Below are 25,928 nucleotides of genomic sequence, written 5' to 3'. Positions count from 1 at the left end.
TGCTGTGCGTATCGCCGGGAACGGCCGACGCCCCCCGGCGCACGGACAGCAGGGTCCGTACACCGGAGGGCGGAGAGCCGAAGGGCTCAAGGGCTGACGCGGGGGCGTCAGCCGTTGGCGAGGGCCTGCAGCCGGTCCATCGCGCCGTTGAACTGGTTGTGGTCGCCGACCGTCGCACCCGACGAGGTGTACTGCCAGATGGTGTGGAAGCCCCAGCCGGCCGGGAGTTCACCGACGGAGGAGCCGTAGCGCGGGATCCACAGCGGGTTGATGCTGCCGAAGGCGCTGGAGTTGCCGGTGCAGCTCTTCCACCAGCTCGTCGAGGTGTAGATCACCGGGTCGCGGCCGGTGAGCGACTTGTAGGTGTTGCTGAAGTCCTTGATCCAGCTGACCATCGCGCTCGCGCTCTTGCCGTAGCAGGTCGCGCCGTAGGGGTTGTACTCCATGTCGAGCGCGCCGGGGAGCGTCTTGCCGTCCTTCGACCAGCCACCGCCGTGGTTGACGAAGTACGTGGCCTGCGCCGCGCCGCTGGAGTTGTCCGGCAGGGCGAAGTGGTACGAGCCGCGGATCATGCCGACGTTGTACGAACCGTTGTACTGCTGAGCGAAGTACGGGTTCGTGTACGTGGTGCCTTCCGTCGCCTTGACGTAGGCGAAGCGGACTCCGCTGCTCCAGAGCGTCGCCCAGGCGACGTTGCCCTGGTGGCTGCTGACGTCCACGCCTTCGACGGTGGCGAGCAGCCCCTTCGGCTCCTCACCGGTCGTGGATCCGCCTTCGTGCTTGAGTATCTGGGAGCCGGCCCAGTCGTCCTCGGGGTGGGGGATGGCCTTTCCGCTCTTGCCCTGGGCGGCCGAAGCCGTACCGGAGAGCGTGAAGCTCATCGCGAGGAGACCGGCGAGAATGCCGATGAGCGCGGTCAGGGTGCGCCGGGTCGTACCAGGTCTGTGCTTGGGCATGGCGTGCCTCCGAAGGCCTCGTGTGGGGAGAGGTGCACGTGTCATTGGTATGGCCATGTCAGGTAGGAGAGGACGCTACGGGCGTAGATACGCGGCGCGGAAGGGGGCTGGGTTGCTGCCGTTGGTCTAATCCTGCGAAATACTGACGGAGCTGCGGCGACGGCCGCGTCTGAAAGAAAATTTCACGCCGTGAAAATCCGGAGAGGGCTCTGACGTGCACAACAACGGGGCAATGCCCCCCGAGGGGGGTGAGGGACGCACCATGGGCGGAATTGGTGTAGACCATGCATTCCTGGCTTTGGAACGCGAATTGGCGGTTTTTCTTCGCCGCGCCCGCGCCTCTTCGGGTGAATTGGCACGGGAAGTCCACCCCGAACTGGAATCCGCCGCGTATGGACTGCTGATGCGGCTGGAAGACGCCGGACAGCAGCGGGCCACGGATCTCGCGGCCTACTTCGGCGTCGGCAAGGCGACGATGAGCCGCCAACTGCGGGCGCTGGAGGACCTCGGGCTGGTGGCCCGGACCCCCGACCCCGCCGACGGCCGGGCCTTCCTGGTTCAGTTGACGGATGAGGGGCGCGCCCGGTTCCGCCGGGTGCGAGTGGCCCGGCGGGCGCGGTATGCGCGCCGCCTCGCGGCGTGGGAACGCAGCGAGGTGGCCGAACTCGCCCGGCTGCTGCATCGGCTGAACTCCGTGCAGGTCACCGAGGAGCCTGGGCAGGACGCGGCTTCGCCCCAGGAGTAGGCCTCTCATGTACGTCAGGATCGGCAAGGTCCGCCGCCCCGGCGACGCGGGTGTGGCGTTCGGGGGACGGCTGGGAGCGGGCCTGAGGGCGGCCGGCGACCCCCCCCCGGCGGCCGGCGCGGGCCCGGGGAACTCCGGTGGAACTCCTGGAACTCCGCTGGAGTTCCTAGAACTCAGCGAAGACGACTGCCGCGTCGTCATGCGTCTTGCCCCGCCGGAACGCGATGCGCTCCGGGTCGGCGTCCTCCGCCGCCCGCACCCGGTCGATCAGCGACTGCGGGCCCTCCTTCCGCAGCAGCGCGAAGCACTCGGCCCAGTCGCCCTCGTGGAACACCTCCACCCACCGCGCCGCCCCGTCGGTGAGCGCCGCCACCGCCCGTATCCCCGCGCTCGGGGAGGTGCCGGTCACGGCCCGCCGCGCGACCGCCGGGTCGGCGGCGGCGGTGAAGAAGCCGCCCTCGACGTTGCGCAGCGGGGCCAGGGGGCGGCGTCCCGCGGCGATCAGCTGGTCGATACGGTCGTCGAGTACGGGCGTGACCGTGCCGTCCGTATGCTCGATCAGCAACGCCGAGTCGGAGAGCACCAGATGCTCGACCCGCTCCGCGTCCCACCGCACCGCGACTACTGTCGCCTGAGGCGTTCTAACGTGAGAAAGGTCACATTCTGAGCCGTGTGCCTCGGCCGTACGTTCGATCGCGCGGGAGAGGCAATCCGCCAGCGGTATATCCCGGTGTGATCCGGACAGTTCGAGCAGTGCCCCGCCCAGCCGGGCGGTGAACCAGGGCACGCCGTGGGCGCAGCCGTAGTCCTCCTCGGGCGGTGTCACCCCGTCCAGTACCACCAGCACCCCGCCCTGGCCTGACGCGGGCAACGCTACTGACGCGTAGTCCTCGTTGGGGATGCGGGGATCACCGGGGGCGGTGGCGAGTTCGATGCGCATCCGGCCAGTCTGCCGGATCGGGGTCCGTCACCCTCGAGTCGCCCCACTTGCCCGGGCTTGGCCGGAATTGACGGTTGCGGGAATCTGTGAGGGAGCATCTTCCCAGGAGGTCGGGTGATTTCCAACCCGTGAAAGGTTGAAGGAGGGTATGGCACGCGACCGAAGTTTGGTGGTCAACTACGCAATGCGGTTCACTCGTTCGGGCGGTGGGGTGGGTGATGTATGCCCGTCCCGAAGTCGTCCTGAAAGGGTCGGAACCCCTACCAGAGGTGGGGAAACACACAATTGTTGAACCGTCGTCACCTCTGAACCACAGTGGGTCGGGCGAGAAGAGATTGTGAGCACCGGTGCGGAAGAAGCGGCTTCGGGGCAGCAACCATGAGCAGGGCGGCGCGCCACCCCAGCAGGAGGCGTCGCCGCAGCGCAGCACCGCACGGGTCCGTAATCGGCTGGCCGTGTCCGTCGCCGTCGTCTCGCTGGCCGTCCTCGGCGCCGGGGCCCCGGCCGTCCTCAGTGCACTGGACGACACCACCGACGCCCAGGAGCTCGTCGACCTCGCCGAGACCAACCGCGGTGCGGTGACCCTCGCCCACGCCCTCGCCGATGAGCGCGACGCCATGATCGAGTACGTCGCGGCCGGCCGTAACTCCGCCTCCGGCGCCGGTGTCTCGGAGAGCCAGCGGGCCCGGGTGGACCGGCAGGTCAAGGAGGTCGGTCCGGGCACCCCGGCCGAGGTGCGGCGGCTGCTGGACGCGCTGCCCAAGGTCCGGCAGCAGGCGCTGACCGGCAGCGGTTCGGCGCTGGATGTGTACGAGAGCTACACCGAGACCATCCAGGCCCTCGGCGGCCTCGCCGACACCCTGGCCCGCAAGCTCCGGGACGGCGCCGACGACGGCTCCGCGGCCGCGCTGGCCCCCCTCGGCCGGGCCACGGAAGAGGCATCCGCCACCCGCGGGCTGCTGCTCGGCGCGCTCGCCGCGGGCGGCAGCCAGCCCAAGCTCACCTCGGCGGCCCAGCGGACCAACGTCCGCGAGCAGTCCGCGCTCTCCGACTTCAACCAGCTCGCCCCGGCCTCCGTCCGCGACCGCTACGCCCGCACCGTCAACGGCACCGAGGTCACCGCCGCCGAGCGCTATATCGCCCGCCTCACCGACCAGCCCCAGCTCTCCGACACCGATCTGTTCCTCAACGACGAGCGCGTCGAGTCCAGCCTGTCCGCCCGTATCGACCGGATGCGCGGCGTCGAGTCCTCGCTGGCCACCGCCGAGATCGAGCATCTGGAGAAGCTGCGCGACGACGAGGTCACCGACCTCGAGGTGGGCATCGGCATCCTCGGCGCCTGTCTGCTGCTGGCCATCGGCATGAGCATCCAGGCCGCCCGTTCGCTGACCCGCCCGCTGGCCGCGCTGCGGCTCGGCGCGCGGCGGGTGGCCGGCGACCCGGTGGCCGAGGAGCCGATCGCCTTCAAGGGCCGCAACGACGAGTTCGCGGACGCCGTACGGGCCGTCAACCAGATGCACCAGGCCGCGGTGCGCGAGCACGAACGCGCCGTGAAGCTGGAGGCCGACCGGGCCCGCCTGGTCGACGAGCGGCGGCGGCTCGCCGACGAGCGGTCCGAGCTGCGCCGCGAGCGGGACGAGGTCTCCACCCGCCTCGACGGTCTGCGCGCCCGCGTCCACGGCAGCTTCGTCAGCCTGGCCCTGCGCACCCTCGGCCTGATCGAGCGCCAGCTGACCATCATCGAGGAGATGGAGGAGCGCGAGCAGGACCCGGACCGCCTCCAGACCCTCTTCCAGCTCGACCACCTGGCCACCGGAATGCGCCGCTACGGCGAGAACCTGCTGGTCATCGCGGGCTCCGAGAACAAGGCCGCGCATCCGGGGCCGGTGCCGCTGCTGGATGTGCTGCGCGCCTCGATCAGCGAGGTCGAGCGGTACGACCGGGTGCAGATCCAGGCCCTGCCGCAGCACGCCCAGGTCGCCGGGTACGCGGCGGACAGCATCAGCCACCTGATCGCCGAGCTGCTGGAGAACGCGACGACGTTCTCGCCGCCGGACACCCTGGTGCAGATCTCCGGCTGGCTGCTGGAGAGCGGCGAGGTCATGCTCTCCGTCCAGGACGAGGGCATCGGCATGACGCCCGAGCGCTTCGTCGAGCTCAACAACCGGCTGTCCGACCCGGTGCCCGAGTACTGCCAGGGCCCGCAGCCCGAGGACCCGCTGGGGCTCGGTCTGTACGTGGTGACCCGGCTGGCCGCGCGGCACGGCGTACGGGTGCAGCTGCGCGAGCAGAAGCCGGGCGGGGTCGCGGCCGTGGTGGTCCTCCCGACGAAGATCCTGCCCGCCGGTCCGCCCGGCACGGGGCTGCCGCCCGCCGCGCCCGCGGGGTCCTCGTACGGCGGCACCTCGCTGCCGTCCTTCCCGGGCTCGGTGGCCGAGGCCAACTCCAACACCCTTCAGGGGCAGTCCCGTCCGGCCCTCGCCGGGGCCTCCGCCTCCGGGACCTCCGCCGCCGATCTGGAGTCGCCCCGGACGCTCTCGCACCGGCGCGGCGGGCGCATGGGGCTGCCGCGCCCGGGCGCGGGGGACGGCTCCGGCGGCCCGGCCCGTACGGCGGCGAACCCCCAGGGGACTCCGACCGGATCGCCGGTCGGATCGTCGGCCGGACCGGTGGCCACCCCGGCGCTCGGACCGTCGGTGGGGGCGTTGCCCGGGTCGTCGGCCGACGACCCGGCCCAGGAGCCGCGCGCCCGGACCGCGGACTCCGCCGCGACGGCCGTCCCCGGCCTGGAGACCGGCCGTGGCGTGGAGATGGCCCCCGACCCGACCCCGCCGCGCGGCCACCCGGCCCCGGGCCCGTCGGACGGCGGCACGCTGCCCATGCTTCCGCGGCGCGCCCCGAAGCAGGCCCCGGACCCGCTGGTGGAGGCCGCCGAGCGGACCATCCAGCTCTCCGGGCACCGGGGCGAGCAGGTCCCCGACCCGCGCCGGCCGGTCCAGCGGAGCGGCGGCGACACGATCGGCGGCCATGGCATCCGCCCCGTCGGCGCCGACGCCTGGGGGCCCGCCGAGGGTTCGGCGCCGGCCGAGCCCACGGACTCCACGCGATCGGTCACCGGCGCGTATCTGGTCGAGCCCGCCGAGCACACCCGTCCCGGCGCCGCGCCCGGCCTGGCCGGCCAGCCCGAGCTGCCCAAGCGCCGTACGGCGGCGCCGGACGCGGACGACGGGCGGCCGACCCCGGACGGGTCGGGGACCGCGCTGTCCGGAGTGCCCGGCCAGCGAACCCCGGAAGCGGCAGGAGCAGCCGGAGCGGCAGAAGCGGCGGAGGCGCGCGGAAGGCGCCTCACCGACAAGGGACTTCCCAAGCGCACCCCGAAGAACGTGGTTCTGCCGGACACCGACCCCCAGGAGCGCACGGGCGCGGTGAACGCCGAGGAACTGCGGCGCAGGCTCGGCGGTTTCCAGAAGGGCGCGCGCCAGGGACGCCGCGATGCCGAGGCCGAAATCGCGAGTCGCGGCGCGTCGGGGGAGCGGCAGCGGGGACAATCGGGGGCGCAGGACGAGGGTGGCACGGTTGAGGAGGCACGCAGGTGAATGCGCCCAGTAGCACGTATGGGTTGAGTTCCGAGGCCCGTAATCTGCATTGGCTGCTGTCGAACCTGGTCGAGGAGGTCCCCGGCGTCCGCTCGGTCGCCGTCGTCTCCTCAGACGGGCTGATGCTGCTGTCCTCGGACGCGCGGCACGCCGCGGCGGCCGCCGACCCGACGGCTCAGGACGGCCCCAAGGGGTCGAGCGCCGACCTGGCCACCATCGTCTCCGGCCTCGGCAGCCTCACGCTGGGCGCGGCCAAGCTGATGGACGGCGGGGTCGTCAAGCAGACGATGGTCGCGATGGACCAGGGCAGCCTGTTCGTCATGTCCATCAGCGACGGCTCGCTGCTGGGTGTGCACGCCACACCGGACTGCGATATGACCGTGGTCGCGTACCACATGGCGCTGTTCGTCGGCCGGGCCGGGCATGTGCTCACCCCCGAACTCCGTACCGAACTGCGCCGGTCCCTGGAGTCCGCGCAGTGACGTCGGCGTCCTACAAGGCCGCCCGCGTACGCCCGTACTCGCTCACCGGCGGCCGGACCCGGTCCGGCCATGTGCTGCTGGTCGAGACCTTCGTGGCCACGCTGGAGACCCCGGACGGGGCGGTCGAGCCCGCGCTCAGCGGGCCGGCCTCCCGGATGGTGCCGGAGATCCGGGCCATCATCGACCTCTGCCGTCGGATGCGTTCGGTCGCGGAGGTCTCCGCGCTGCTCAAGATTCCGCTCGGTGTGGTGCGCGTGTTGCTCAGCGACCTCGCGGACCAGGGAAAGATCCGCGTGTACGGCACGGGGCGGGGCCCCGGACAGCCGGATCGCGCGTTGCTCGAAAGGGTGCTCAGTGGACTTCGCAGACTCTGAGACGACGATGACGGCGGCACCGACACGGGTGCCGAAGATACCGGGGGCCGACGAGGCGCTCCAGGGGTGGCAGGACGACCGTTCGCGGGCGCCCATCGCCACCAAGATCGTCATCGCGGGGGGTTTCGGCGTCGGCAAGACGACATTCGTCAGTTCTGTCTCGGAGATCACACCGCTGCAGACCGAGGCGCTGATGACGCGGGCCAGCGAGAATGTGGACGATCTCGCCGCGACCCCGCAGAAGCTGACCACGACGGTCGCGATGGACTTCGGCCGGATCACGCTCGACTCCGACCTGGTGCTGTATCTGTTCGGCACACCGGGCCAGCAGCGGTTCTGGTTCATGTGGGACGACCTGATGCGCGGCGCGATCGGCGCGGTGGTGATGGTCGACACCCGCCGCCTGGAGGACAGCTTCCCGGCGCTGGACTACTTCGAGAGCTGCGGGCTGCCGTACGTCATCGCGGTCAACCACTTCCAGGGGACCCCGGTGTACGAGCCGGAGGATGTGCGGGACGCGCTGTCCGTGCCGGCGAAGGTGCCCGTGGTGATCATGGACGCCCGCAATCGTATCTCGGTGGTCGACGCACTGCTGGCGCTGGTGAGGTTCGCCGTGGACATCTCGCCCGAGTGACCCGGCCCCGCCATGCGCAGGATGCTCATCGTCGGGGCCGGTCAGTCCGGGCTCCAACTCGCCCTGGGGCTCCAGGCCCAGGGGTACGAGGTCACCTTGATGTCCAACCGCACGGCCGATGAGATCCGCGTCGGCCGCGTGATGTCCACCCAGTGCATGTTCCACACCGCGCTCCAGCACGAGCGCGATCTGGAGATCAACTTCTGGGAGGAGCAGGCCCCGTGCATCCAGGGCCTGGGCGTCTCGGTCGCCGGCCCCGTCACCCCGCTGGGACATCCACGCCTGGTCGACTGGGTGGGCGAGCTGGACGGCTACGCCCAGTCCGTCGACCAGCGGCTGAAGATGGCCGGCTGGATGGACGCCTTCGAGCGGCGCGGCGGCCGGCTGGTCATCCACGGCGCGGCCGTCTCCGACATCGACTTCCTCGCGGAGCGGTACGACCTGGTGCTGGTCGCGGCGGGCAAGGGCGAACTGGGCTCCCTCTTCGGCCGGGACGCCGCCCGCTCCCCGTACACCTCCCCGCAGCGCGCCCTCGCCGTCGCCTATGTCCACGGTCTCGCTCCCCGGCTGGAACACCCCGACCTCGAAGCGGTGCGCTGCAATCTGGTGCCCGACGTGGGCGAGTTGTACGTGATGCCCGCCCTCACCACCTCCGGGCGCGCCGACATCCTGTTCTGGGAAGCCATCCCCGGCGGCCCCGCCGATGTCTTCGAAGGCGTCACCGACCCCTCCGAGCATCTGGCCCTGACCCTCGAGCTGATGGAGTGGTTCACACCCTGGGAGTACGGGCGGGCCACCCGGGTCGAGCTGACGGACGCGGGCGGCACGCTGTCCGGGCGCTACACCCCGACCGTCCGCGACCCCATCGGCCGGCTGCCGGGTGGCGGGCTCGTCCTCGGGGTGGCCGATGTCGTGGTCACCAACGACCCGCTCACGGGGCAGGGCTCCAACTCCGCGGCCAAATGCGCCGCCTCGTATCTGGCGAGCATCGTCGAACACGGCGACCGGCCCTTCGACGAGGCCTGGATGCGGCGGACCTTCGCGCGGTTCTGGGCGACGGCGCGGCATGTGACCAAGTGGACGAACGCGATGCTGGCCCCGCCGCCCGACCACATCGTGCGCCTCCTGGGCGCGGCGGGCCAACTGCCCGCGGTCGCCCACCGCTTCGCCAACGGCTTCGACGATCCGGCCGACTTCGAGAACTTCTTCTACGAGCCGGACAAGACCGCGGCCTATCTGGAGGAGGCGGAGGAGGCGGAGGCAGCGGGTGCCGCCGAGGAGGCCGAGGGCGCCGAGGACGCGGGAGCCGATGCGGCCGATGCTGTTGGTGCGGCCGATGCGCTTGATACGGCCAGCGAGGCCGCTGAGCAGGTGGGCTGAGTCAGTCCTTGGTCTTGCCGCGCGCTGTCGGGCGTACGGCGCCGCGCAGCGGATTGGAGGCGAGCGGGGACAGCTTGACCCGGCTGCCCGGGCGCGGGGCCTGCACCACCATGCCGTTGCCCGCGTAGATGGCCACATGGGTGGCGCCCTTGAAATAGATCACCAGGTCACCGGGGCGCAGCTCGTTGAGTTTCACCCGCGGCAGGCGGCGCCACTGCTCCTGGCTGGTGCGCGGGATGGGCCGTCCGGCGTGCGCCCACGCCTGGTAAGTCAGCCCCGAGCAGTCGAAGGAGCCCGGCCCCTCCGCGCCCCAGACGTACGGCTTGCCGATCTGGTTCAGCGCATACTTCAGCGCCCGCTGGCCGGCCACCACGGAGGCGGAGGGGCGGTGGGGTGTGCGGCGGTGGCCGGGCGTGGTCTTGCGAGGGGGCTCCTTGCCCTGCGGGGGCGGTTCCTCGCTCTCCTCCGGCTCGGGCTCCTGCTCCTGCTTTGGCTCCGGGGCGGCGCCGGTGTCCTCGGGGTCCGCGGCGGCGTCCGGCGGGGCGTCGGAGGGGGCGTCGGACGGGGTATCGGGTGGGGTGTCCGGCGGGGCGTCTTCGGCCTTGGGGTCGGGGGCTCTGCCGCGGTTGGTGCGGCTGCCGGTGTCGATGTCCCATGGGTCGCCCGCGATGTCGTCCACCGGCGGGTCGAGGACCCCGGAGGCGAGCAGTTCCCGCTGTGCCCTCTCGGTTTCCTCGTACTCCCGCTGTTCCAGCTCGCGCAGCTGGCGGAGGGTCAGTGAGGCCAGGGTCCGCTCGATGGCGGTGAGGCGTCTTTCGACCTTGTCCCGCTGTTTCTTCCGTTTGGTCGCCAGGGACAGCTGTTTCTTCAGCGCGGCCCGGCCCCGCTCGGCGAGCCTTTCCGCATGTGCCTCCCCTCTGGTCAGCCGCTCGACGAGGATCGCCTGGCGGTCGGCGGCCCGGCCGAGCTCGCGCGTCTGCTCGGTGACCTGGTCCGGGCTCGGGGACAGCAGCGCCATCAGGAAGTGGTACGAGGAGAGCTGGGTGCGGCCCTGGTACTGCTCGCGGGCCAGCTGCCCCGCCTCGTCGTGGCTGATGGCGAGGTGGGCGCGGGTGCGGGCGAGGGCGGCGGTCAGCGCCCGGGTCTTGGCGCGCTGCTTGCGCAGTTTCTCCTCGGTGGCGTTGTACGCCTCGCTCGCTTCCTCGGCCTTGCGGTACAGCGTCTTGAGCTGCGTCAGCAGCTCCGCGACCGACTGCTCGGCGGGCGCGGGGGCGGGCGCTGGGGCGGGCGCGGGCGCGGCGGCGGCCGGCGCCGACGGGACGGGCGCGGCCAGCGCGGTGGCCGCGGTCAGCGCCGCCGCGCAGACAGATCGCACGATGCGTCCTGACACGGGTTCACCTCCGGGCTCGACGAGTCGACCTCGGGGCGATCGTGACATGACCAGTCGTATATTCAGGAGAATTATCCGCGAGTCGGGCCAATACGGTCACCCGTCCGGCGGTCGATCCGCGCGCCCGTTCCGTCGTATGCCTGTGCGAGCGGTGGTGGGGTCGGGCGGCGCGGCCGTAACGGTTGGCGTACCGTCAGCCAGGCTTTGACCAGGGCCATTTCAGCCCGCCCTGCGCCTTGCCCTCAGGGTCGTACTCGTACCGCCACCCGCGCACCAGCCCCAGCCGCCGCGATGTGGCGGCCGGCACCCGGCGGTAGACGTACACCGTCGGCGGGCCGCCGCCCTCGTCCGGCACCGGCACCTCGTACGTCTTCGGCGGCTGCCCGGTCATCCCGACCAGCACCGGCAGCACCCGGCCGTCCAGCGGCCCGCCCACGAAGGGCGTCTCCTCGCTTCTCACCGGCCCAGTCTCACAGCAGGTGGGAGGCGTCGCCGAGCACCGGCATCACGCGCCGGGCCAGCGCCCCGGCCTGCCCCTCCGCCGTCTCCAGCGCGAGCGCCGCGCGCAACACCCGCGCCGTCTGCGGGTCGCTCGCGCTCGTGGCGGCCATCAGCGCGACGAAGTGGTCGACGAGCCAGTCGCGCAGCTGCGCCATCGGCGGCTGCTTGCCCTCGTCCAGCCACATCAGCGAGGCGGCCTCGACCGCGGTGATCCAGGTGCGCACCATCATCCGCAGCCGCGGGCTCGGTTCCGCCACCTCCAGATGGAGCAGGATCTGATCGGCCGCGGCGCGCCGCACCTCGTCGACGATCGCGTTGGTCCGCGAGGTGTCGGCGACGCTGCCGCCCTGAAGCAGCGCGCTGAACCCCGCGTCGCGCTCGTCCACGAAGGCGAGATAGCGGTCGAGCCCCCGGCCAAGACGTACGGTGAGCGGGCCGCTCCGGGGCTCGGCGAAGCACAGTTCCAGCTCATCGGCGGCGCTGCGCAGCGCCGCCTCGTACAACTGCTGCTTGCCGCCGGGAAAGTAGCGGTAGACGAGCGGCCGGGAGGCCCCGGCGGCGGTGGCCACGTCGTCCAGCGAGACGTCCTCGGGCGCGCGATGGGCGAACAGCCCGAGCGCGGCGGCAATCAGCTGAGCCCGCCGCTCCTCCACGCTGAGCCTGCGATACGCGGGGCGCGTAGCGCGGCGGGCCGCAGCCGCCGGGGTGGCGGGGGCCTCCGGCGTGTCGGAAGTCGGCGTGCTGGCCGCCGGTGTGGCGGGTGTCGCGGGCGACGCCGCGGCACGGGTCGTTGTCGCCGCCGGTTGCGCCGGGGCGGTGCCGCTGCCTGTCGTCATGCCTGGCAGCGTAACCGCCCCTGCGTGCGAATTGTTTTCTGGGCTCGATTCTCCCCCGGCTACCGCTGGGAGGTGCCCCCGGGGCGCCTCAGCCCCTGTCGACGGTCGCCGTGCTCGGTCACTCGCCCGGCGCCGCCAGCAGGCCCGAGCTATGCCACAACCGGCGCCCCGCGCCCCGCAGCACGCCGATGTCGTCGAGGAAGTCCGTCAGCCGCTTCGCACCCGTACGCATCACCTCGCGCCGATGGACGCTCGCCCGCACCTGCTCGACCGCCGCGCGCCGGTCGAGCCCGACGTCCGCGTACACCTGGGGGTTGACGAAGGCGCGCGCGAACACCCGGGCGAACTCGCCCGAGCCGAGCCGGGTCACCTCCGCCTTCCACGGGGACGCCGACACCATCTGGCGGCGCAACTCCTCCCGGGCGTACCGCACATGGCGCGCCTCCTCCACCACATGGATCCGCGTCGCGCCGCGCACCAGCGGCTGGATCCGCTCGTCGGGGAAGGTCAGCCGCTGCATCCAGTCCAGGATCTCCTCGCCTAGCAGGGTCGCGGTGAAGGAGCCGGGGGTCGTGGAGGCCGTCTTGAAGAAGCGGCCGAGGTTGTGGTGCAGCGGGGCGGGCGGATAGGCGGGGGTGCCGCCCTTGGCGATCAGCCGGGCGAACATCTTCGAGTGACGGCACTCGTCGGCGATTTCGGTGAGCGCGTAGCGCACATGCGCGCTGGTCGAGGGCTTGTCGTAGATATGGCGGGTGAGCAGCTGGATCAGGATGACCTCGAGCCATATGCCGAGCGAGAGCAGCGCGGCGAACTCGTGCCGGGACAGCAGGATGCGCTGCTCCTCGGACATCCGCCGCCACATGGGCGTGTCGTACAGGGACAGCAGCTCCGGCGGCCAGAACCACATGCCCTCCTCGTACGGCGCGTCCCAGTCGAGCTCGGTGTCCGGGTCGAAGGAGTGCCGGGCGGAGGACTTCAGCAGCCGTTCGGCCACCGCCTCGCGGTCCTTGAGCAGCCCGAGCGCATCGCGTGGCGCGGTGGGTCGGATCGTGGTCGTCATGCTTGGCACCTCGGCGTACCTCGGTCGTGGCGGGGCCGCCGGGAGGGTTACCGGCGGATACGTCTTATGAGACGCTGTGTCAGCAAGCACGTCAATCCCCTGCGTACGGCGGCGTCAAGCCCGCCCGGAGAGCGGGCCGCCGATACGCTCGACCGATCCTCGAGTGGCATATGGCTCGGCTGTACTAGACGTGTGAGCCCGCGTTTTCCCATCCGTTTACGGGGGAGCGAGCAAGGCGAAGGAGGCGTCGAATGCCGACGCAGGAGCTCTACGCGATGGACCCCGGGGATCCGAAGTGGCAGGTGCCCGCCACCGGGGCGGCCCGCTTCAGCTGGGACTACGGCCAAGGCCGGGAACGGCTGCTCGCCCTCTACCAGAAGGGCAAGGACAAGCAGTGGGACGCCGTGAAGCGGATCGACTGGGACCAGGAGGTGGACCCGTACGACCCGCTGGGCACCCCCGACGATGCCCTGCCCCTCCACGGCACCCGGCACTGGGGCAAGATGACCGAGCGGGACAAGGGCGAGCTGCGGCACCACTTCGCCGCCTGGCAGTTCAGCCAGTTCCTGCACGGTGAACAGGGCGCCATGGTGTGCGCGGCGCGGATCGTGGAGTCGGTCCCCGACCTGGACGCCAAGTTCTACTCCGCCACCCAGACCATGGACGAGGCGCGGCACGCCGAGATCTACAGCCGGTTTCTGCGCGACAAGCTCGGCACCCTCTACCCGATCAACGACAACCTGGCCGCGCTGCTCGGCGACACCCTCCGCGACTCCCGCTGGGACATGCCGTACCTGGGCATGCAGGTGCTCATCGAGGGTCTGGCGCTGGCCGCGTTCGGGCTCATCCGCGACACCACGGACAAGCCGCTGCCCCGCCAGATCCTCACCTATGTCATGCAGGACGAGGCCCGCCATGTCGCCTTCGGGCGGATGGCGCTGCGCGACTACTACCGGCAGCTCACGGACGCGGAGCTGCGCGAGCGCGAGGAATTCGTCATCGAGGGCTGCTACTTGATGCGCGACCGGCTGCGCGGGGTCGAGGTCCTGGAGAACCTCGGCATCCCCAGCGCCGAGGCCCACGAGTACACCGAACGCGCCCCGCAGCTCCAGATCTTCCGCAAGCTGCTGTTCAGCCGGATCGTGCCGTGTGTGAAGGACATCGGGCTGTGGGGCGCGCGGCTGCGGCGCGCCTATGTCGACCTGGGCGTGCTGGAGCTGGGCGACGGCGACCTCGACCAGCTGATGGCGCAGGACGAGGAGCTGGCCGACCGGCTCGACGCGCGGCGCTTCAGGGCGGAGGAGGCGGCGCGTACGGGGGAGGTGGCGGCGGCGATCGCCGAGGGCGCGGCGGACGACTGACGACGGACGGGGCTGACCGGACGACTGACGGTGGGCGGCTGAGGGCGGACGACTGACGGTGGGCGGCTGACGGGGCTGACGGCTGAGGGGGTGGCTGCGGGCTGGGGGCCTCAGCCGCAGCTGTCCCGGGGCCTCGGGGCGGGATCGACCGCGCCGACCCCGGCCACGAGCGAGCCGAAGCTCTGCGCGCCCAGCGGCCCGACGACGCGCTTGCGCAGGGCGTCGGCCAGGGTGAGGGCGGCGGTGACGGCGGCGGTCAGGCCCGGCTCGGTCAGCCGGGCGAGGATGACGCGGCGGTCGCACGGCGAGGGGCGGCGCTCGAGCAGCCCGGCCTCGGCCAGCCGGTCGGCGACCTTGGTGGTGCCGGCCGTGGTGAAGCCGAGGGTGGCCGCGAGCTGGTTCATCGGCGCGGCGTTCTCAGGGGCGGTGAGCAGGAACCACAGCACCTGGAACGACGAGGGCGCCAGGCCGGTCTTCGTCCTGACGGTCCGCGGCACCACCCGCCCGCTGGCCTTCACCGCCACCGCACCGGGCGCCACCGCGGACGGGGTCACCCTGACCGCCGAACTGTCCGTCGACCCGGCCGACTTCGGGCTCACCTGGAACAAGCTCGGCATGATGAAGGGCCAGACCGCGATCACGGTCGAGGCCCGCTTCATCCGCGGGCGCGCGTAAGGGACGAACAGCGTCTCGGCGGGCCGAAAAACCGCGGTGCGGCGAACCTCCCCCCGCTGGCACGATGCGCACCATGACCGCGACCCCAACTCCGAACCCGTCGGCCGCCCGCCGCAGTATCGAGGCCCTGGCCCTCGGCGACGCCTTCGGCGAACGCTGGTTCCCGCTCTTCCGCGACCGGCGGCGGGCGTACGAGGAGATCCGGGCGCGGGCGGTCCCGGAGGAGTCGCCGTGGCCGTGGACGGACGATACGGCGATGGCGCTCGGCGTACTGAGCGTGCTGAACGACCACGGGAAGATCGACCAACCGCGGCTGGCGCAAACCCTGGCCGACACCTTCCTGTCCGACCCCGGGCGCGGCTACGGCAGTGGCATGCATGAACTCCTGCCGTCACTCGCCGCCGCCCCCACCTCCTGGCCGTCCGCCACCCGCGCCCTGTTCGGCGGCGAGGGCAGCTTCGGCAACGGCGCGGCGATGCGGGTCGCGCCGCTGGGCGCGTGGTTCAGCGCTGACCCGGACCGGGCCGCCGAACAGGCCCGCCGCTCGGCCGAGGTCACCCACGCCCACCCACAAGGCATCGCAGGCGCGGTCGCGGTCGCGGTAGCGGCGTCCCTCACCGCCGGCCGCGTCCAGACCCCTGAATCGGCTCCGGAACCGACTCCGGACGGCAGCGTCCCGATCCCGGAGCCGGCCCCGGAACCGACTCCGGATCTCCTCGCCCAGGTCGCCGACCGCACCCCGCCGGGCCCGGTCCGCGACGGCCTGATCCACGCCATCGCCCTGCCGCCCACCACCACCCCGCGCCAGGCCGCCGACCTGCTCGGCAGCGGCCGCCGCATCCGGGCCGACGACACCGTCCCCTTCGCCCTATGGTGCGCCGCCTGCCACCAGGACGACCTGATCGCCGCCCTGTGGGCCACGGCGGAGGGACTTGGAGACGTGGACACCACCTGCGCGATCGTGGGCGGCGTCGTAGGAGCGGGCACGGGCGTATCGGCCGTCCCGGCCGCCTGGCTGGGACGACGAGAGCCGCTGCCCGCGTGGGTGGCGGGTCTGTCGTAGACCGAGTGGGCGCTCCTCAGCCAGGTTGGCCGACGCGTTTCTTGCGGTACGTAGGCGCTCTCCGTACGCTCGGTAGCCATCGAGCTGAACGTACAGGGGGAGACGGCATGGCCCGTCCCCGGGAAGCCGATCCGACCGCGTTATTCGTGCGGCGATTGCGGAAGTCGGCCAAGGAGCTGGGCACGACCAAGGACGAGGACGGCTGCCCGGACATCTGGGAACTCGGGAACGGTGACATCGCCATCGTCGGACGCGATCTCACAGACGCCTACGCCGAACGTCTGCCCGCGGATGTCACCATCGCATCGGATGAGCGCCTGGTGGTCATTCCGGGACGCATGCTCCGCTCCGCGAAGCCGGACATCGCGGATGCCTAACCGGAGCGCCCTCGAGCTCCCCGTCGGCCAAGGAGAACGATTGCTCCTTGATGCCTATCAAAGCGAATTCCGGCAGCGTCGAGCGGAGCTCCGCGACCGGCACTCCTGGAAGTTCGAGCGGCAGCAGGAGTTCGAGGAACTGGACGACAGCTGGGAAGCGTTCTGCCGAGGCCATTGGGAGGAAGCCCTGCGGCTTCTCGACGAGGGGCGGGAAGCGCACCTCAAGACGGCCCAGCGCGACCGGGAGCGCGGCACCGCTTTTCACCGCGTTCGCGTGGTGGAGGAGCCGCTGACGCCTTATATGCAGTGGGAATTGCATGCGCTGCGGGTGCAGTCGGAGGCCGGCAAGGAGATTCGGATCGTCACGCCCGCTGCCCTGAGCTCGCTGGAGATCACCGGCCCGCTGCCCCAAGTCGTGGTGGTCGGCGGCCAGGTCCTGTACCAGGTTGTCTACACGGAAGCCGGCTTCCTGGACGGAGCGATCCGCTTCACGGACGCCGAGCTGACCAGGCGCTGGGAGAGCTTCATCAAGGAACTGTACGAGGCCGGGGAAGATCTGCTGTCCTACTTCGAACGCCGCGTGGCGCACCTTTCGCCGCCGCCGAAGCCGCCGCAGCCGAAAGCGGTGTAAGCGATCACCAGGCACGAAGGCGCGGACGGGAGGCGTCGGGAAGACACGGACAACGACCTGTCGGGATCCTCACGCGATGTCGTACAAGCGGGAGCCATCTCCGGGGGAGTGCACTTCCACAGCACCCGGGCGGCGGACGACCCCGCCCGGGTCGTTCCGCGACAGCTGCCCGGTGACGTCAGGGGCTTCGTCAACCGTACGGAGGAGTTGCACCGCCTCGACGCGATCTTGGCCGGTGGCGAGGGCGACCCCGTCGTGGTCGCCATATGCGTGATCGCCGGTACTGCGGGAGCGGGGAAGACATCTCTCGCTCTGCGCTGGGCCCACCAGGTGAAGGCCGATTTCCCCGACGGTCAGCTCTACGTCAACCTGCGGGGCTATGACCCGGGCGAGCCGGTCACCGCGCAGGAAGCACTGCACCGGTTCCTCACAGGCCTCGGCGTCGAGCCGGGCGCGGTGCCGACGGACACCGAGGCCGCGTCGGCGCTGTTCCGCTCGTTGGTGGCGGACCGCAGGATGCTGATCGTCCTGGACAACGCCGCCACCGTGGCCCAGGTGCGGCCGCTGCTGCCCGGCCACGCCGGTTGCCTGGTGGTCGTCACCAGCCGGGGCCGGCTGTCCGGACTCGCCGTACGCGATGGGGCGCACCGCATCACCCTCGGGACCCTTCCCGAGCCGGAGGCGGTGTCCCTTCTGCGCGTCGTGACGTCCGGCTATCGCCCTGAGGACGATGCGGAGAAGCTGGCCGAGCTCGCCCGACTCTGTGCGCGACTGCCCTTGGCCTTGCGCATCGCGGCGGAGCGCGCGGCAAGCCATCCCCATATGCGGTTGGACGAGCTGATCGCCGACCTGCGTGACGAGTCCGCGCTGTGGGCGGCTCTGAGCACGGGGGACGAGCAGGACGCCGACGCGGTGCGCTCGGTGTTCGCCTGGTCGTACCGGGCACTGCCCCCGGACGCGGCCTGCCTCTTCAGGCTGCTCGGTCTGCACCCGGGGCCTGCCTTCGGCCTCGGAGCCGTCTCCGCTCTTGCAGGTATCAGCGTGCGGCGGGCGCGGCAGTTGCTGGATGTGCTCGTCGGGGCGCATTTATTGGAGCAGACCGCACCCGACCGGTTCGAGTTCCACGATCTTCTGCGAGCCTACGCGACCGAGCAGAGCCGCCTGGACGAGACGGCCGACAGCCGCGCTGCGGCCTTGCGGCGCGTACTCGACTGGTATCTGCGCACGGCCGATGCCGCGCAGAGCTGGATCACCCCCGCCCGCGAACGCCTCCCGCTCGATCCACCGGACGAGCGGGCCGCTCCCCTGTCCCTCTCCGACTACGACCAGGCCGTCGACTGGTCCGAGCGGGAGCAGTCGAATCTCGTCGCCGCGGTGCGCGCCGCTGAGAAGGCCGGACTCGATCGCTACGCCTGGCAGCTGTCCGCGGTGTTCTGGAGCGCCCAGGCCCCGTCGGCCGCCGTCACCGACTGGCTCGTCACGGGAGAAATCGGCCTGAGGGCGGTGCGACGTCTTGGTGACCGGGTCGGCGAAGCCAAGATTCTGGAGAGCCTTGGATTCGCCTACCGGCGGCTCAACGACCTTCCAAAGGCCCTGAACGCGCATCGCGAGGCGCTGACCATCCGACGGGAGCTGTCCGACCCCCGGGGCGAGGCATCCGCGCTGAACGCTCTGGGACTGCTCGCCCTCCGTACGCGACGGTTACGCGACGCGGAAGAGCATTTCGTACGAGCCTTGGCCGTCTTCCACGAACTCGACGCTGTGCACTGGGAAGCGGTCACCCGCGCCAATCTCGGCACAGTGCACTTTGAGGCCGGACGCTTGACCGAAGCAGAAAGCAATCTTGAACAAGCCCTTGTGGTACATGAGCGGATGGCGAACAAGGGCAGCGTGGGCAATGCCCTCCGCGTGCGCAGTGCGATCCACCTGGAACGCGGCGAATTGGCCGAAGCCGCCCGGACCGCGCACGAAGCCCTGGAGATCGCCTTGGAGTTGCGTGACCGGGTGATGGAGGGGTATTGGCTGCTCTATGTGGGCGATGTCCAGCAAGCGCTCGGGCAGTGCGCCGAGGCTCTGATCTCGTACCAGCGATCCGCCGTGATCCACCGCCGCTTGGGCGACCGCAGCCGCGAAGCGCTCGCCTGGTACGGCGCGGGCAGGACATACCAGCGCCTTGAGCGCACTGGCGAAGCGGCCGACTTTTTCCGCACGGCCGCAGCGGTCCATCAGGAACTGGGTGACTCCTGGCATCTTGCCCTGGCCCTGGACGGCCTCGCGACATCGCTGTTCACCGAAGACGCGGCAGCGGGCAGGCGGCATTGGGGCGACGCCCTAGGCCGCCTGGCCGACTACGACGACGCGCGCGCGGTGAAGCTGCGAGAGCGGATCGAGGGCCGACTGGCGTATGACCGCTGACCGCTAGGGTTTGGCGTTACGGAATGGAGAGGGGCTTCCCGCCCAGGCCGCCCACCTTGTCCAACAGCCCGCCCCCATTGCCTAGCTTGTCCAAGCCGGGCAACTTGTCCAGGCCTGGCAGCTTGTCCAACTTCAGCGGGGAGAGCGGCGAATCCTGGGGCGCGGCGAGCGGATTGTCGTTCTTGAGATCGAACTGGGCCCATGCCTTGTCGGTCATTCTCGCGTCGTTGGGGCTGGCTTGTGCCTGGTTGAGAATCTCGACTGTCTGTTGCAGTGGGCGGCCGGGCCCAAGGGAGAAGTCCCGGTCGATCTCGCCCTTCTTGCCCATCGTCTGCTCGGAGTCGCCTTCGTACAGGACTCCGTGCACACGGACATTGACCTGGTTCTCTCTGGCGACGGCCGCATTGGAGTTCTGGGCCGGACTCACATAGCTGTAGGTGACGAACCACTCGACGCGCATCGAGTCGTTGCAGCGGTCGATGTACTGCCTCTCCAGAGGCGGAGTGTCCAGGACGAGCGTGAGGTCGATGGGGTGGTCCATCCTCGGGCAGTCGACGTAACTTCCGGCGCCCTTGTAGTCGGCCGACCACAGGCTGACCGTCCCGGTCACCCGCTCGGGCGTAGCGGCCGGGGACGGTGCCGCTGAGGCAGAGCCGGCAGTCGTTGGGGCGAGGCCGATCAGGGTGGTGGCACAGGCGGTCAGCAGACGCGTTCGACGCACGGTGGACTCCGATCACTCCGACGTCAGGACAACCACCTTGAGTGATTCACGGGGGAGCGGATCGCTGTACGCGGCGGGAGTCGGTCGGATTCACCCGATTGCGGGGGCGGGGAAAGAAGGCCCAGCTCGAACCATGTCGCCTTGCCGGGCCCCGGACCGTGCGCGCATACGCCCCACGCGTCGGCGCCGTAGGAGATGAGCGCCAGCCCCCGGCCGTGTTCGTCCTCGGTGGCGGGCGCGTAGGGGACGGGGAGGCCGGGGGCCTCGTCCTGCACGAGGACGCGGAGGTGGTGGGGGTTGGTCCACTCGGCGAAGAGTGTGACGGGGGTGGAACAACCACTGCGCAGGCAGGCGTTCACGGAGTTGGTGACGGCCTCGGAGGTCAGCAGCAGCGCGGTGTCGGCGAGGTCCCGCCGGTCGGCGGCGGCGAGGAGGGTACGGACGGCTTCCCGGGCGGCCCGGACCCAGACGGGCTCGGGCGGGAAGACGAGGGAGACGAGGTGGGAGTCGGAAGGCGGCATGTCGGCCTCCTGGGGTGCGGTGCGTGTGTTGTCACGTCAAGTGGAGTTGCGTGGTGGTCACTTGTGCGTTGAGCAGCGCGGTAAGGTCGATTTCGACGATAGGGAACGGTTTTCCCTCGCTGCAACCTTTTCTCGGGAAGTTCCCCCGCAGGGGTGGTGGAAGGCGTAACCGGTGGACCGCCCGCTCGGGCGCTGTGCAGACTGCCCGCACATCGTGAGGAGGAGTGAGCATGGCACCCAGGAGTCAGCCGAGCGAGCGTCAGCGCCGCCTCGGCGCTGAACTGCGGAAGCTGCGCAACCGGGCCGGGCTCTCAGGCGACCAGGCCGCCGTGATCCTGGAGGCGGACCGCGCTCGCATCAGCAACATCGAGGCGGGCCGGATCGATGTGTCGCGGAATCGGCTCTACAAGCTCCTGCGCGAGTACGGGTGTCCGCAGGGACCGCTCTTCGACGGGCTCATGGAGATGGCGCAGGAGCGGGGCAAGGGGTGGTGGGACGAATTCCGCGACGTCATGGGCCGAAGCGCCCTCGACTTGGCGGAGCTGGAGTCCCGTTCCACGGCGATCCTCATGCACGAGCCGCTGTTCATCCCGGGCATGTTCCAGACGGAGGACTATGCGCGTGCGGAAATCCTCGCCACCAGCGAAGATCACACGCACGACGATCGATACGTGGGCTTCCGGATGGCGCGACAGCGGGTCCTTGATGGTGAGTCGCCGGTCACCTATCACGCGGTGATCCATGAAGCGGCGCTGCGCGTGCAGGTTGGTGGCGGCAGGATCATGCGCAAGCAGTTGCTGAGGCTGATCGAACTTGCCCGGCTGCCCAATGTGACCCTGCAGATCTTCCCGTTCGAAAGGGGAGCGTACGCGGCCTTCAGTCGACCCTTCCTGCTCTTCGAGGGTTCAACGCCCGAGTTGCACACCGTCTACCTCGAGTACCCGGGCAATTCCATGTTCCTTGGGGGTGGAGAGCACATCGACGAGTACGCCAAGATGTTCGAGAAGCTGACGGACCTGGCGCTCGCTCCCGTCGACCCGGAAGCCGCGCCGGAGTCCCACGGCAGCCGCGACTCTCTGAGCTTGATCCAGCATGTGATGTACGAACTGTGAGAAGGAGTCCGATGTCCGAGCGTATATGGCGCAAGTCTTCCTTCAGCACTGGTCCGCAGGGTGAATGCGTCGAGGTCGCGACCGGGCCCGATGGGCTGATCCACTTCCGGGAGAGCGACGACCCGCGGGTCACCGCCGCGACCACCCGCGCGATATGGTCCGCCTTCCTCACCGCCGCGAAGGCCGGGAACTTCGACCGCCTTACGGGCTGAGCGCGGATTGCTGCGTGCGTACAAGTTTTTGCTGCGCCCCACTGTCCGGCGGGCGCAGGCCCTCACGGAGATGCTTCGGGATCACTGCTCCCTCTACAACGGCGCGCTTCAGGAGCGTCGGGGCGCCTACCGGCACAGTTCGAAGGCGAGTATCACCTATGGGCAGCGGCAGTGGTTCGGCAGGCACGTTGTCGCAGGCGAGGATGACGTACCACTGCCGCCCCTCACGCCGTGGCTGAAAGCGCCGGTCGTGTACTGATACCCGTGGACCCCCGCAACACCTCCCGCACCTGTCCCGCTGCGGGCACGTGGACGGTGAGAACCGCGACGGCGAAAAGTTCCAGTGCACCAAGTGCGGGCACACCGACCACGCCGACCGCGTGGGCGCCTGGAACGTCGCACTCAGGGCCGGGCTGGTCCTTCCCGACGTGGCCTAGCCACCGACAGGAGAAGCCCCCGGATTCATCCGGAGGAGGAGTCACCGTGCCGAACATCGACAGCTCTCCCATCGGCGTGCGCACCCGCAGCGGCACCTGGATGTAGCTCGGACGCGTCGCCGGGGCGTTGGTGTTCGTGGGGCTGCGGCGAGTCCTGGGTGCGGCCCGGTAAGGATCCCGGGGTGGCCCGGTAAGGATGCCGGGGGCGCGAGACATATAGGGGGCGTGAAGACCATTCAAACGGGGGACGGGCGCGGGCGCTCGGCGCGGTTCACCAAGGTGTACGCGCGCGAGCACCCGCGCATCGTCGCCTTTGTGCACCGGAGAGTGGGCGACCGCGGCGCGGCCGAGGAGCTTGCGGCGGAGGTGTTCCGTATCGCGTGGGAGCGCACCCTCGAGGACAGGGGCGAGATCGCGGCCGGCTGGCTGTTCGTCACCGCCCGCAATCTCGTACGCAACCACTACCGCGCCGAGCCCCGCCTGAGCGAGCTGCACCGGCGCATCGCCGAGGAGCAGGGCCGTACGGCGGCCACCGGCCAGGACTCGGCGGTGCTCGACACGCTCGACCGCCTGCCCGCCCACCACCGCGAGGTGCTGGTGCTGAGCTACTGGGACGGGCTGAGCGCGGCCGAGGCCGGGGCCGTCCTGGGGTGTGGCGCACCGGCCGTGTGGGTGCGGCTGCACCGTGCGCGCAAGGCGTTTCGCGACGTTCACCGGGCCCCGGCCCCCTCGCCTTTGGAGTCGGCATGATCCGTGTGAAGTCCCTGATGCAGCAGGCGAATCCGGTCCAGGAGTCGGCGCCTGAAGAGCCCGCGAGGCCGTCCGGACGACAGCGTGCGCGTCGGCGCGGGCTGGTCCTGAGCGGGGCCGTGGCCGCCCTCGCGGTCGCCGTCGCCGTCGTCGTCACCCTCGTCACCGTGTACGGCTCGCAAGGCGGTGGCTCCGGTGGCCGCCCGGCCGAACCCCCCGCCGCCGACGAGCCGTACTACATGACCACCGGGGACCTGGAGCGGCACGCCGATGTCGTCGTCCGCGCCCGCGTCGACGCCACCCGTGAGACCGACGAGGACGGGTTCTCGGAGACCATCGCCACGGTGAGGGTGGTGGCGACGGGCAAGGGCAAGCCCCCCGGCCGTACGATCCACGCGTCGTACCCCAGCCCGGGCGGCGCCTCACTGCCCGCAGGACCCGAACTCACCGTCCGGCACGAGTACGTCCTGCTGCTGGAGCGCATGGGCGACGGGAAGTACGTCTTGGTGAACACCACCCAGGGCTACTACGGGATCGAGGCCGGCCACGCCAAGGCCGGGCCGCACAACCGCGTGGCCCTCAGCGACGGTGTACTCAAGGCGCTGGGCCTGACCCGCTGACGGAGGGGCGGGCGGCTGGACTCTCCCCCCGTGGGAGAGGCCATGCTGGGGCGCGTGAACGACGACGACCCCCTGTCCATCGGCCAGTTCGCCCGTCTCGTACGGCTCAGCGTCAAACAGCTGCGCCACTACGCCGAACTCGGCCTGCTGCCACCCGCCCGGGTGGACCCCGACACCGGATACCGCTACTACCGTGCTGATCAGGCCCGGGACGCCATGTCCATCGGCCTGTTGCGCTCGCTGGACGTACCGCTGGCCGCCATCAAGGACGTGCTCTCCGGGCAGGATCCCGCCCGCGCCCTGGGCGACGTACGCGACCGGCTGGACGACGAGCTCGCCCGGCGCCGCCGGGCCCTCGCCGCCCTGGAGCGCATCCTGGCCGTCGGCCTGCCCACCGCCGAGGTGACCCTGCGGCGGGAGGAGCCGCAGCGGGTGGCCGTCGTCCGCGATGTGGCCGACTCGCCCGAGGACATCGGGCGGGTCACGGGGGCGTGTGTGGGCAGGCTGCTGGCGCTGCTGGCGGCGGGGGAGCACGGGGAACAAGGGGAGCGGGGAGCGCAGGGGCCGCAGGGGCTGCAGGGGCTGCAGGGGCTGTCGGGGGAGGGGCTTCGGCTGGTCGGGCTCTTCCCCGTCGACCTGGGCGAGTACATCCCCATCACCATCACGGCCGCGCTCCCGGAGGGCCGCCCGGCCCCGCCGGGCACCACGGCGGACCTGCTCCCCGGCGGCACGTTCGCCTGTGCGACCCACACGGGCCCGTACGACCAGATCTCCCTCACCGGCCACGCGCTGGTGGCCTGGTGCGTCGAACGCGGCCATGCGCCCACCGGGCCCATCCGGGAGCTCTACCTCAACGACCCCGCCGTCACGGCCCCCGACCAGTTGATCACCCAGCTGCTGATCCCTCTGGAGGAGACACCATGAACGACCTGGACGCGATGAGCGACCTGGACGCGATGAACCGCCCGGACGCCTGGTACACGGCCGCCGACAAGCCCGAGCTCGTGACGTTCGGGCCGGTCCACGGCCTGGGGGTGACCGGGCAGGGCGAACCGGGCGGGGACGAGTACGGCAGCTGCGTCTCGGCCCTGTACGCCGTCGCCGGCGCGCTGCCCTCGCCCCACGCGGCGCCGTTGGAGGGCCGCTGGTGGGTGGAGGACCCGCGCCCGTATCTGGAGGTGCCGCGCGACCAGTGGCGCTGGCACCTGTTCCTGCGGCTGCCGGACGACCTGGATCCGGCCGCGGCCGACCGGGCGCGCGAGGACGCCCGGCCGTCGGGCCTCGCGGTGGACCGGGTCCAGTTGGTCACCTTCACCGAGGGGCAGTGCGTGCAGCTGACCCACCATGGCCACTACGCCGACGAGCCCGCCTCTTTGGCCCTGCTGGACGAGTACATGACCGAGCAGGGCCTGGAGCGGGCAGGGTTGCACCACGAGATATATCTCTCCGACGTCCGCGAGAGCGATCCGGCGAAGATGCACACGATTCTGCGGCAGCCGGTGCGCCCGGCGCGTAGCTGATGGGCACGTAGCTGATGGGCGCATAGCTGGTGGTCGCGTGGATGATGGGCGCGTGCGGATAAGACTGAGCACCATCGAAGAGCTTCCCGTCCTTCAGGACATCGAGCGGGCCGCGGGCCTGTGCTTCCGGGACATCGGCATGGACGAGATCGCCGACGACGAGCCGCTGAGCCTGGACGAGCTGGGGACGTACCAGCGCGCCGGGCGGGCCTGGGTCGCGGCGAACGGCGAGAACCGGGCCGTGGCGTATCTGATCACCGACCCGGTGGACGGGAACATGCATATTGAGCAGGTCTCCGTGCACCCCGACAGCGCGCGGCGCGGCGTGGGCCGGGCGCTGATCGAGCATGCGGCGGGGCGGGCGGCGGCCGAGGGGGCGTCGGCGCTGACGCTGACCACGTTCGTCGATGTGGCATGGAACGCCCCGTACTACGCGGCGCGGTGCGGGTTCCGGACCCTGGGGGAGGACGAACTGACCCCCGGACTCCGGGAGATCCGGCAGAGCGAGGCGGCGCACGGTCTTGACCGGTGGCCGCGGGTCTGCATGCGGCGCGAGGTGCGCTGACGGTTCCCAGCTGAGGGCTGAGCGGGGGTTGAGAGGGCCGAGGGCTGCTCATCG

At 70.9% G+C, this 25,928-nt stretch carries 29 protein-coding genes and 1 pseudogene; 21 read left to right on the top strand and 9 right to left on the bottom strand.

Annotated elements, in window-relative coordinates; all coding sequences use genetic code 11:
* Positions 1-107: 107 nt before the first annotated feature.
* Positions 108-956 (bottom strand): lysozyme, encoded by an 849-nt coding sequence (locus ACH4U7_RS26465; protein ID WP_398530331.1) that lies wholly within the window; start codon positions 954-956, stop codon positions 108-110.
* A gap of 262 nt (positions 957-1,218) precedes the next feature.
* On the opposite strand from ACH4U7_RS26465, the gene ACH4U7_RS26460 reads away from it, so the two are divergent.
* Positions 1,219-1,701, top strand: coding sequence for a MarR family winged helix-turn-helix transcriptional regulator (locus tag ACH4U7_RS26460; protein ID WP_398530330.1), 483 nt, complete (start codon positions 1,219-1,221; stop codon positions 1,699-1,701).
* A gap of 166 nt (positions 1,702-1,867) precedes the next feature.
* Here ACH4U7_RS26460 and ACH4U7_RS26455 read toward each other — a convergent pair whose 3' ends face one another.
* The gene (locus tag ACH4U7_RS26455) at positions 1,868-2,641 is read right to left on the bottom strand and encodes a protein phosphatase 2C domain-containing protein (protein ID WP_398530329.1); all 774 of its coding nucleotides are present in this window, start codon (positions 2,639-2,641) and stop codon (positions 1,868-1,870) included.
* A gap of 347 nt (positions 2,642-2,988) precedes the next feature.
* On the opposite strand from ACH4U7_RS26455, the gene ACH4U7_RS26450 reads away from it, so the two are divergent.
* The 5 genes from ACH4U7_RS26450 to ACH4U7_RS26430 are packed head-to-tail and all read left to right on the top strand — an operon-like array spanning position 2,989 to position 9,107.
* The gene (locus ACH4U7_RS26450; protein WP_398530328.1) at positions 2,989-6,237 is read left to right on the top strand and encodes a nitrate- and nitrite sensing domain-containing protein; all 3,249 of its coding nucleotides are present in this window, start codon (positions 2,989-2,991) and stop codon (positions 6,235-6,237) included.
* Positions 6,234-6,719: a roadblock/LC7 domain-containing protein gene (locus ACH4U7_RS26445; RefSeq protein ID WP_089514264.1), complete on the top strand. Its 486-nt coding sequence runs from the start codon at positions 6,234-6,236 to the stop codon at positions 6,717-6,719. Before ACH4U7_RS26450 ends, ACH4U7_RS26445 begins: the two co-directional genes overlap by 4 nt.
* Positions 6,716-7,093 carry a DUF742 domain-containing protein gene (locus ACH4U7_RS26440; protein WP_089514263.1) on the top strand — a complete coding sequence of 126 codons (378 nt, stop codon included), beginning with the start codon at positions 6,716-6,718 and terminating at the stop codon, positions 7,091-7,093. The genes ACH4U7_RS26445 and ACH4U7_RS26440 overlap by 4 nt, the downstream gene beginning before the upstream one ends.
* A 7-nt stretch (positions 7,094-7,100) precedes the next feature.
* Positions 7,101-7,727, top strand: coding sequence for a GTP-binding protein (locus tag ACH4U7_RS26435; RefSeq protein ID WP_398530652.1), 627 nt, complete (start codon positions 7,101-7,103; stop codon positions 7,725-7,727).
* A gap of 12 nt (positions 7,728-7,739) precedes the next feature.
* Positions 7,740-9,107 (top strand): styrene monooxygenase/indole monooxygenase family protein, encoded by a 1,368-nt coding sequence (locus tag ACH4U7_RS26430; RefSeq protein ID WP_398530327.1) that lies wholly within the window; start codon positions 7,740-7,742, stop codon positions 9,105-9,107.
* A gap of 1 nt (position 9,108) precedes the next feature.
* Here the strand turns inward: ACH4U7_RS26430 and ACH4U7_RS26425 are convergent, their stop codons facing one another.
* The 4 genes from ACH4U7_RS26425 to ACH4U7_RS26410 form a co-directional block, all read right to left on the bottom strand.
* Entirely contained in the window at positions 9,109-10,482 is a 1,374-nt protein-coding gene (locus ACH4U7_RS26425) for an NlpC/P60 family protein (RefSeq protein ID WP_398530326.1), read from the bottom strand.
* A gap of 208 nt (positions 10,483-10,690) precedes the next feature.
* Entirely contained in the window at positions 10,691-10,957 is a 267-nt protein-coding gene (locus ACH4U7_RS26420) for a hypothetical protein (RefSeq protein ID WP_089514259.1), read from the bottom strand.
* Between the two features lie 10 nt (positions 10,958-10,967).
* Entirely contained in the window at positions 10,968-11,834 is an 867-nt protein-coding gene (locus tag ACH4U7_RS26415; protein WP_398530325.1) for a TetR/AcrR family transcriptional regulator, read from the bottom strand.
* A gap of 118 nt (positions 11,835-11,952) precedes the next feature.
* A complete protein-coding gene (locus ACH4U7_RS26410; RefSeq protein ID WP_398530324.1) occupies positions 11,953-12,894 on the bottom strand; it encodes a diiron oxygenase in 942 nt (313 codons plus the stop codon).
* A 251-nt stretch (positions 12,895-13,145) separates the two neighbouring features.
* Here ACH4U7_RS26410 and ACH4U7_RS26405 point away from each other — a divergent pair, with 251 nt between their 5' ends.
* Positions 13,146-14,255 (top strand): ferritin-like domain-containing protein, encoded by a 1,110-nt coding sequence (locus ACH4U7_RS26405; protein WP_398530323.1) that lies wholly within the window; start codon positions 13,146-13,148, stop codon positions 14,253-14,255.
* 110 nt (positions 14,256-14,365) lie between these two features.
* Here ACH4U7_RS26405 and ACH4U7_RS26400 read toward each other — a convergent pair whose 3' ends face one another.
* The gene (locus ACH4U7_RS26400) at positions 14,366-14,701 is read right to left on the bottom strand and encodes a MarR family transcriptional regulator (RefSeq protein ID WP_398530322.1); all 336 of its coding nucleotides are present in this window, start codon (positions 14,699-14,701) and stop codon (positions 14,366-14,368) included.
* Here ACH4U7_RS26400 and ACH4U7_RS26395 point away from each other — a divergent pair.
* From ACH4U7_RS26395 to ACH4U7_RS26375, 5 genes are all read left to right on the top strand, one after another.
* On the top strand, positions 14,682-14,930 hold the full coding sequence (locus tag ACH4U7_RS26395) for a YceI family protein (protein WP_398530321.1): 249 nt from the start codon (positions 14,682-14,684) through the stop codon (positions 14,928-14,930). The genes ACH4U7_RS26400 and ACH4U7_RS26395 overlap by 20 nt on opposite strands.
* A 64-nt stretch (positions 14,931-14,994) precedes the next feature.
* Positions 14,995-15,993, top strand: a complete 999-nt coding sequence (locus ACH4U7_RS26390) for an ADP-ribosylglycohydrolase family protein (protein ID WP_398530320.1) — start codon at positions 14,995-14,997, stop codon at positions 15,991-15,993.
* Between the two features lie 107 nt (positions 15,994-16,100).
* Entirely contained in the window at positions 16,101-16,370 is a 270-nt protein-coding gene (locus ACH4U7_RS26385; protein ID WP_398530319.1) for a hypothetical protein, read from the top strand.
* Between the two features lie 40 nt (positions 16,371-16,410).
* Positions 16,411-17,001: a DUF6879 family protein gene (locus ACH4U7_RS26380; RefSeq protein ID WP_398530318.1), complete on the top strand. Its 591-nt coding sequence runs from the start codon at positions 16,411-16,413 to the stop codon at positions 16,999-17,001.
* A 108-nt stretch (positions 17,002-17,109) separates the two neighbouring features.
* Positions 17,110-19,416 (top strand): ATP-binding protein, encoded by a 2,307-nt coding sequence (locus ACH4U7_RS26375; protein WP_398530317.1) that lies wholly within the window; start codon positions 17,110-17,112, stop codon positions 19,414-19,416.
* Between the two features lie 16 nt (positions 19,417-19,432).
* Here the strand turns inward: ACH4U7_RS26375 and ACH4U7_RS26370 are convergent, their stop codons facing one another.
* Entirely contained in the window at positions 19,433-20,137 is a 705-nt protein-coding gene (locus tag ACH4U7_RS26370; RefSeq protein ID WP_398530316.1) for a hypothetical protein, read from the bottom strand.
* A gap of 23 nt (positions 20,138-20,160) precedes the next feature.
* Positions 20,161-20,658, bottom strand: a complete 498-nt coding sequence (locus ACH4U7_RS26365) for an ATP-binding protein (RefSeq protein WP_398530315.1) — start codon at positions 20,656-20,658, stop codon at positions 20,161-20,163.
* A gap of 230 nt (positions 20,659-20,888) precedes the next feature.
* Here ACH4U7_RS26365 and ACH4U7_RS26360 point away from each other — a divergent pair, with 230 nt between their 5' ends.
* From ACH4U7_RS26360 to ACH4U7_RS26320, 9 genes and pseudogenes are all read left to right on the top strand, one after another.
* Positions 20,889-21,770, top strand: coding sequence for a helix-turn-helix domain-containing protein (locus ACH4U7_RS26360; protein WP_398530314.1), 882 nt, complete (start codon positions 20,889-20,891; stop codon positions 21,768-21,770).
* Positions 21,771-21,781: 11 nt separating this feature from the next.
* Positions 21,782-21,982: a DUF397 domain-containing protein gene (locus ACH4U7_RS26355; protein ID WP_398530313.1), complete on the top strand. Its 201-nt coding sequence runs from the start codon at positions 21,782-21,784 to the stop codon at positions 21,980-21,982.
* 7 nt (positions 21,983-21,989) lie between these two features.
* A pseudogene (locus ACH4U7_RS26350) lies at positions 21,990-22,151 on the top strand (helix-turn-helix domain-containing protein); the annotation flags it as partial.
* Positions 22,152-22,290: 139 nt separating this feature from the next.
* Entirely contained in the window at positions 22,291-22,419 is a 129-nt protein-coding gene (locus ACH4U7_RS26345) for a zinc ribbon domain-containing protein (protein ID WP_398530312.1), read from the top strand.
* A gap of 225 nt (positions 22,420-22,644) precedes the next feature.
* Positions 22,645-23,169 (top strand): RNA polymerase sigma factor, encoded by a 525-nt coding sequence (locus ACH4U7_RS26340; protein WP_398530311.1) that lies wholly within the window; start codon positions 22,645-22,647, stop codon positions 23,167-23,169.
* The gene (locus ACH4U7_RS26335; protein WP_398530310.1) at positions 23,166-23,789 is read left to right on the top strand and encodes a hypothetical protein; all 624 of its coding nucleotides are present in this window, start codon (positions 23,166-23,168) and stop codon (positions 23,787-23,789) included. The genes ACH4U7_RS26340 and ACH4U7_RS26335 overlap by 4 nt, the downstream gene beginning before the upstream one ends.
* A 54-nt stretch (positions 23,790-23,843) precedes the next feature.
* Entirely contained in the window at positions 23,844-24,713 is an 870-nt protein-coding gene (locus ACH4U7_RS26330; protein WP_398530309.1) for a MerR family transcriptional regulator, read from the top strand.
* Positions 24,710-25,309, top strand: a complete 600-nt coding sequence (locus ACH4U7_RS26325; RefSeq protein ID WP_398530308.1) for a GyrI-like domain-containing protein — start codon at positions 24,710-24,712, stop codon at positions 25,307-25,309. The genes ACH4U7_RS26330 and ACH4U7_RS26325 overlap by 4 nt, the downstream gene beginning before the upstream one ends.
* Before the next feature lie 52 nt (positions 25,310-25,361).
* Entirely contained in the window at positions 25,362-25,874 is a 513-nt protein-coding gene (locus tag ACH4U7_RS26320; protein ID WP_398530307.1) for a GNAT family N-acetyltransferase, read from the top strand.
* The last annotated feature ends 54 nt before the right edge of the window (positions 25,875-25,928 follow it).

This window comes from Streptomyces sp. NPDC020845, from assembly GCF_044334165.1.
GTDB lineage: Bacteria > Actinomycetota > Actinomycetes > Streptomycetales > Streptomycetaceae > Streptomyces.
The sequence above is the reverse complement of the archived record's forward strand: the minus strand, read 5'-3'. Positions and strand labels throughout refer to the sequence as shown.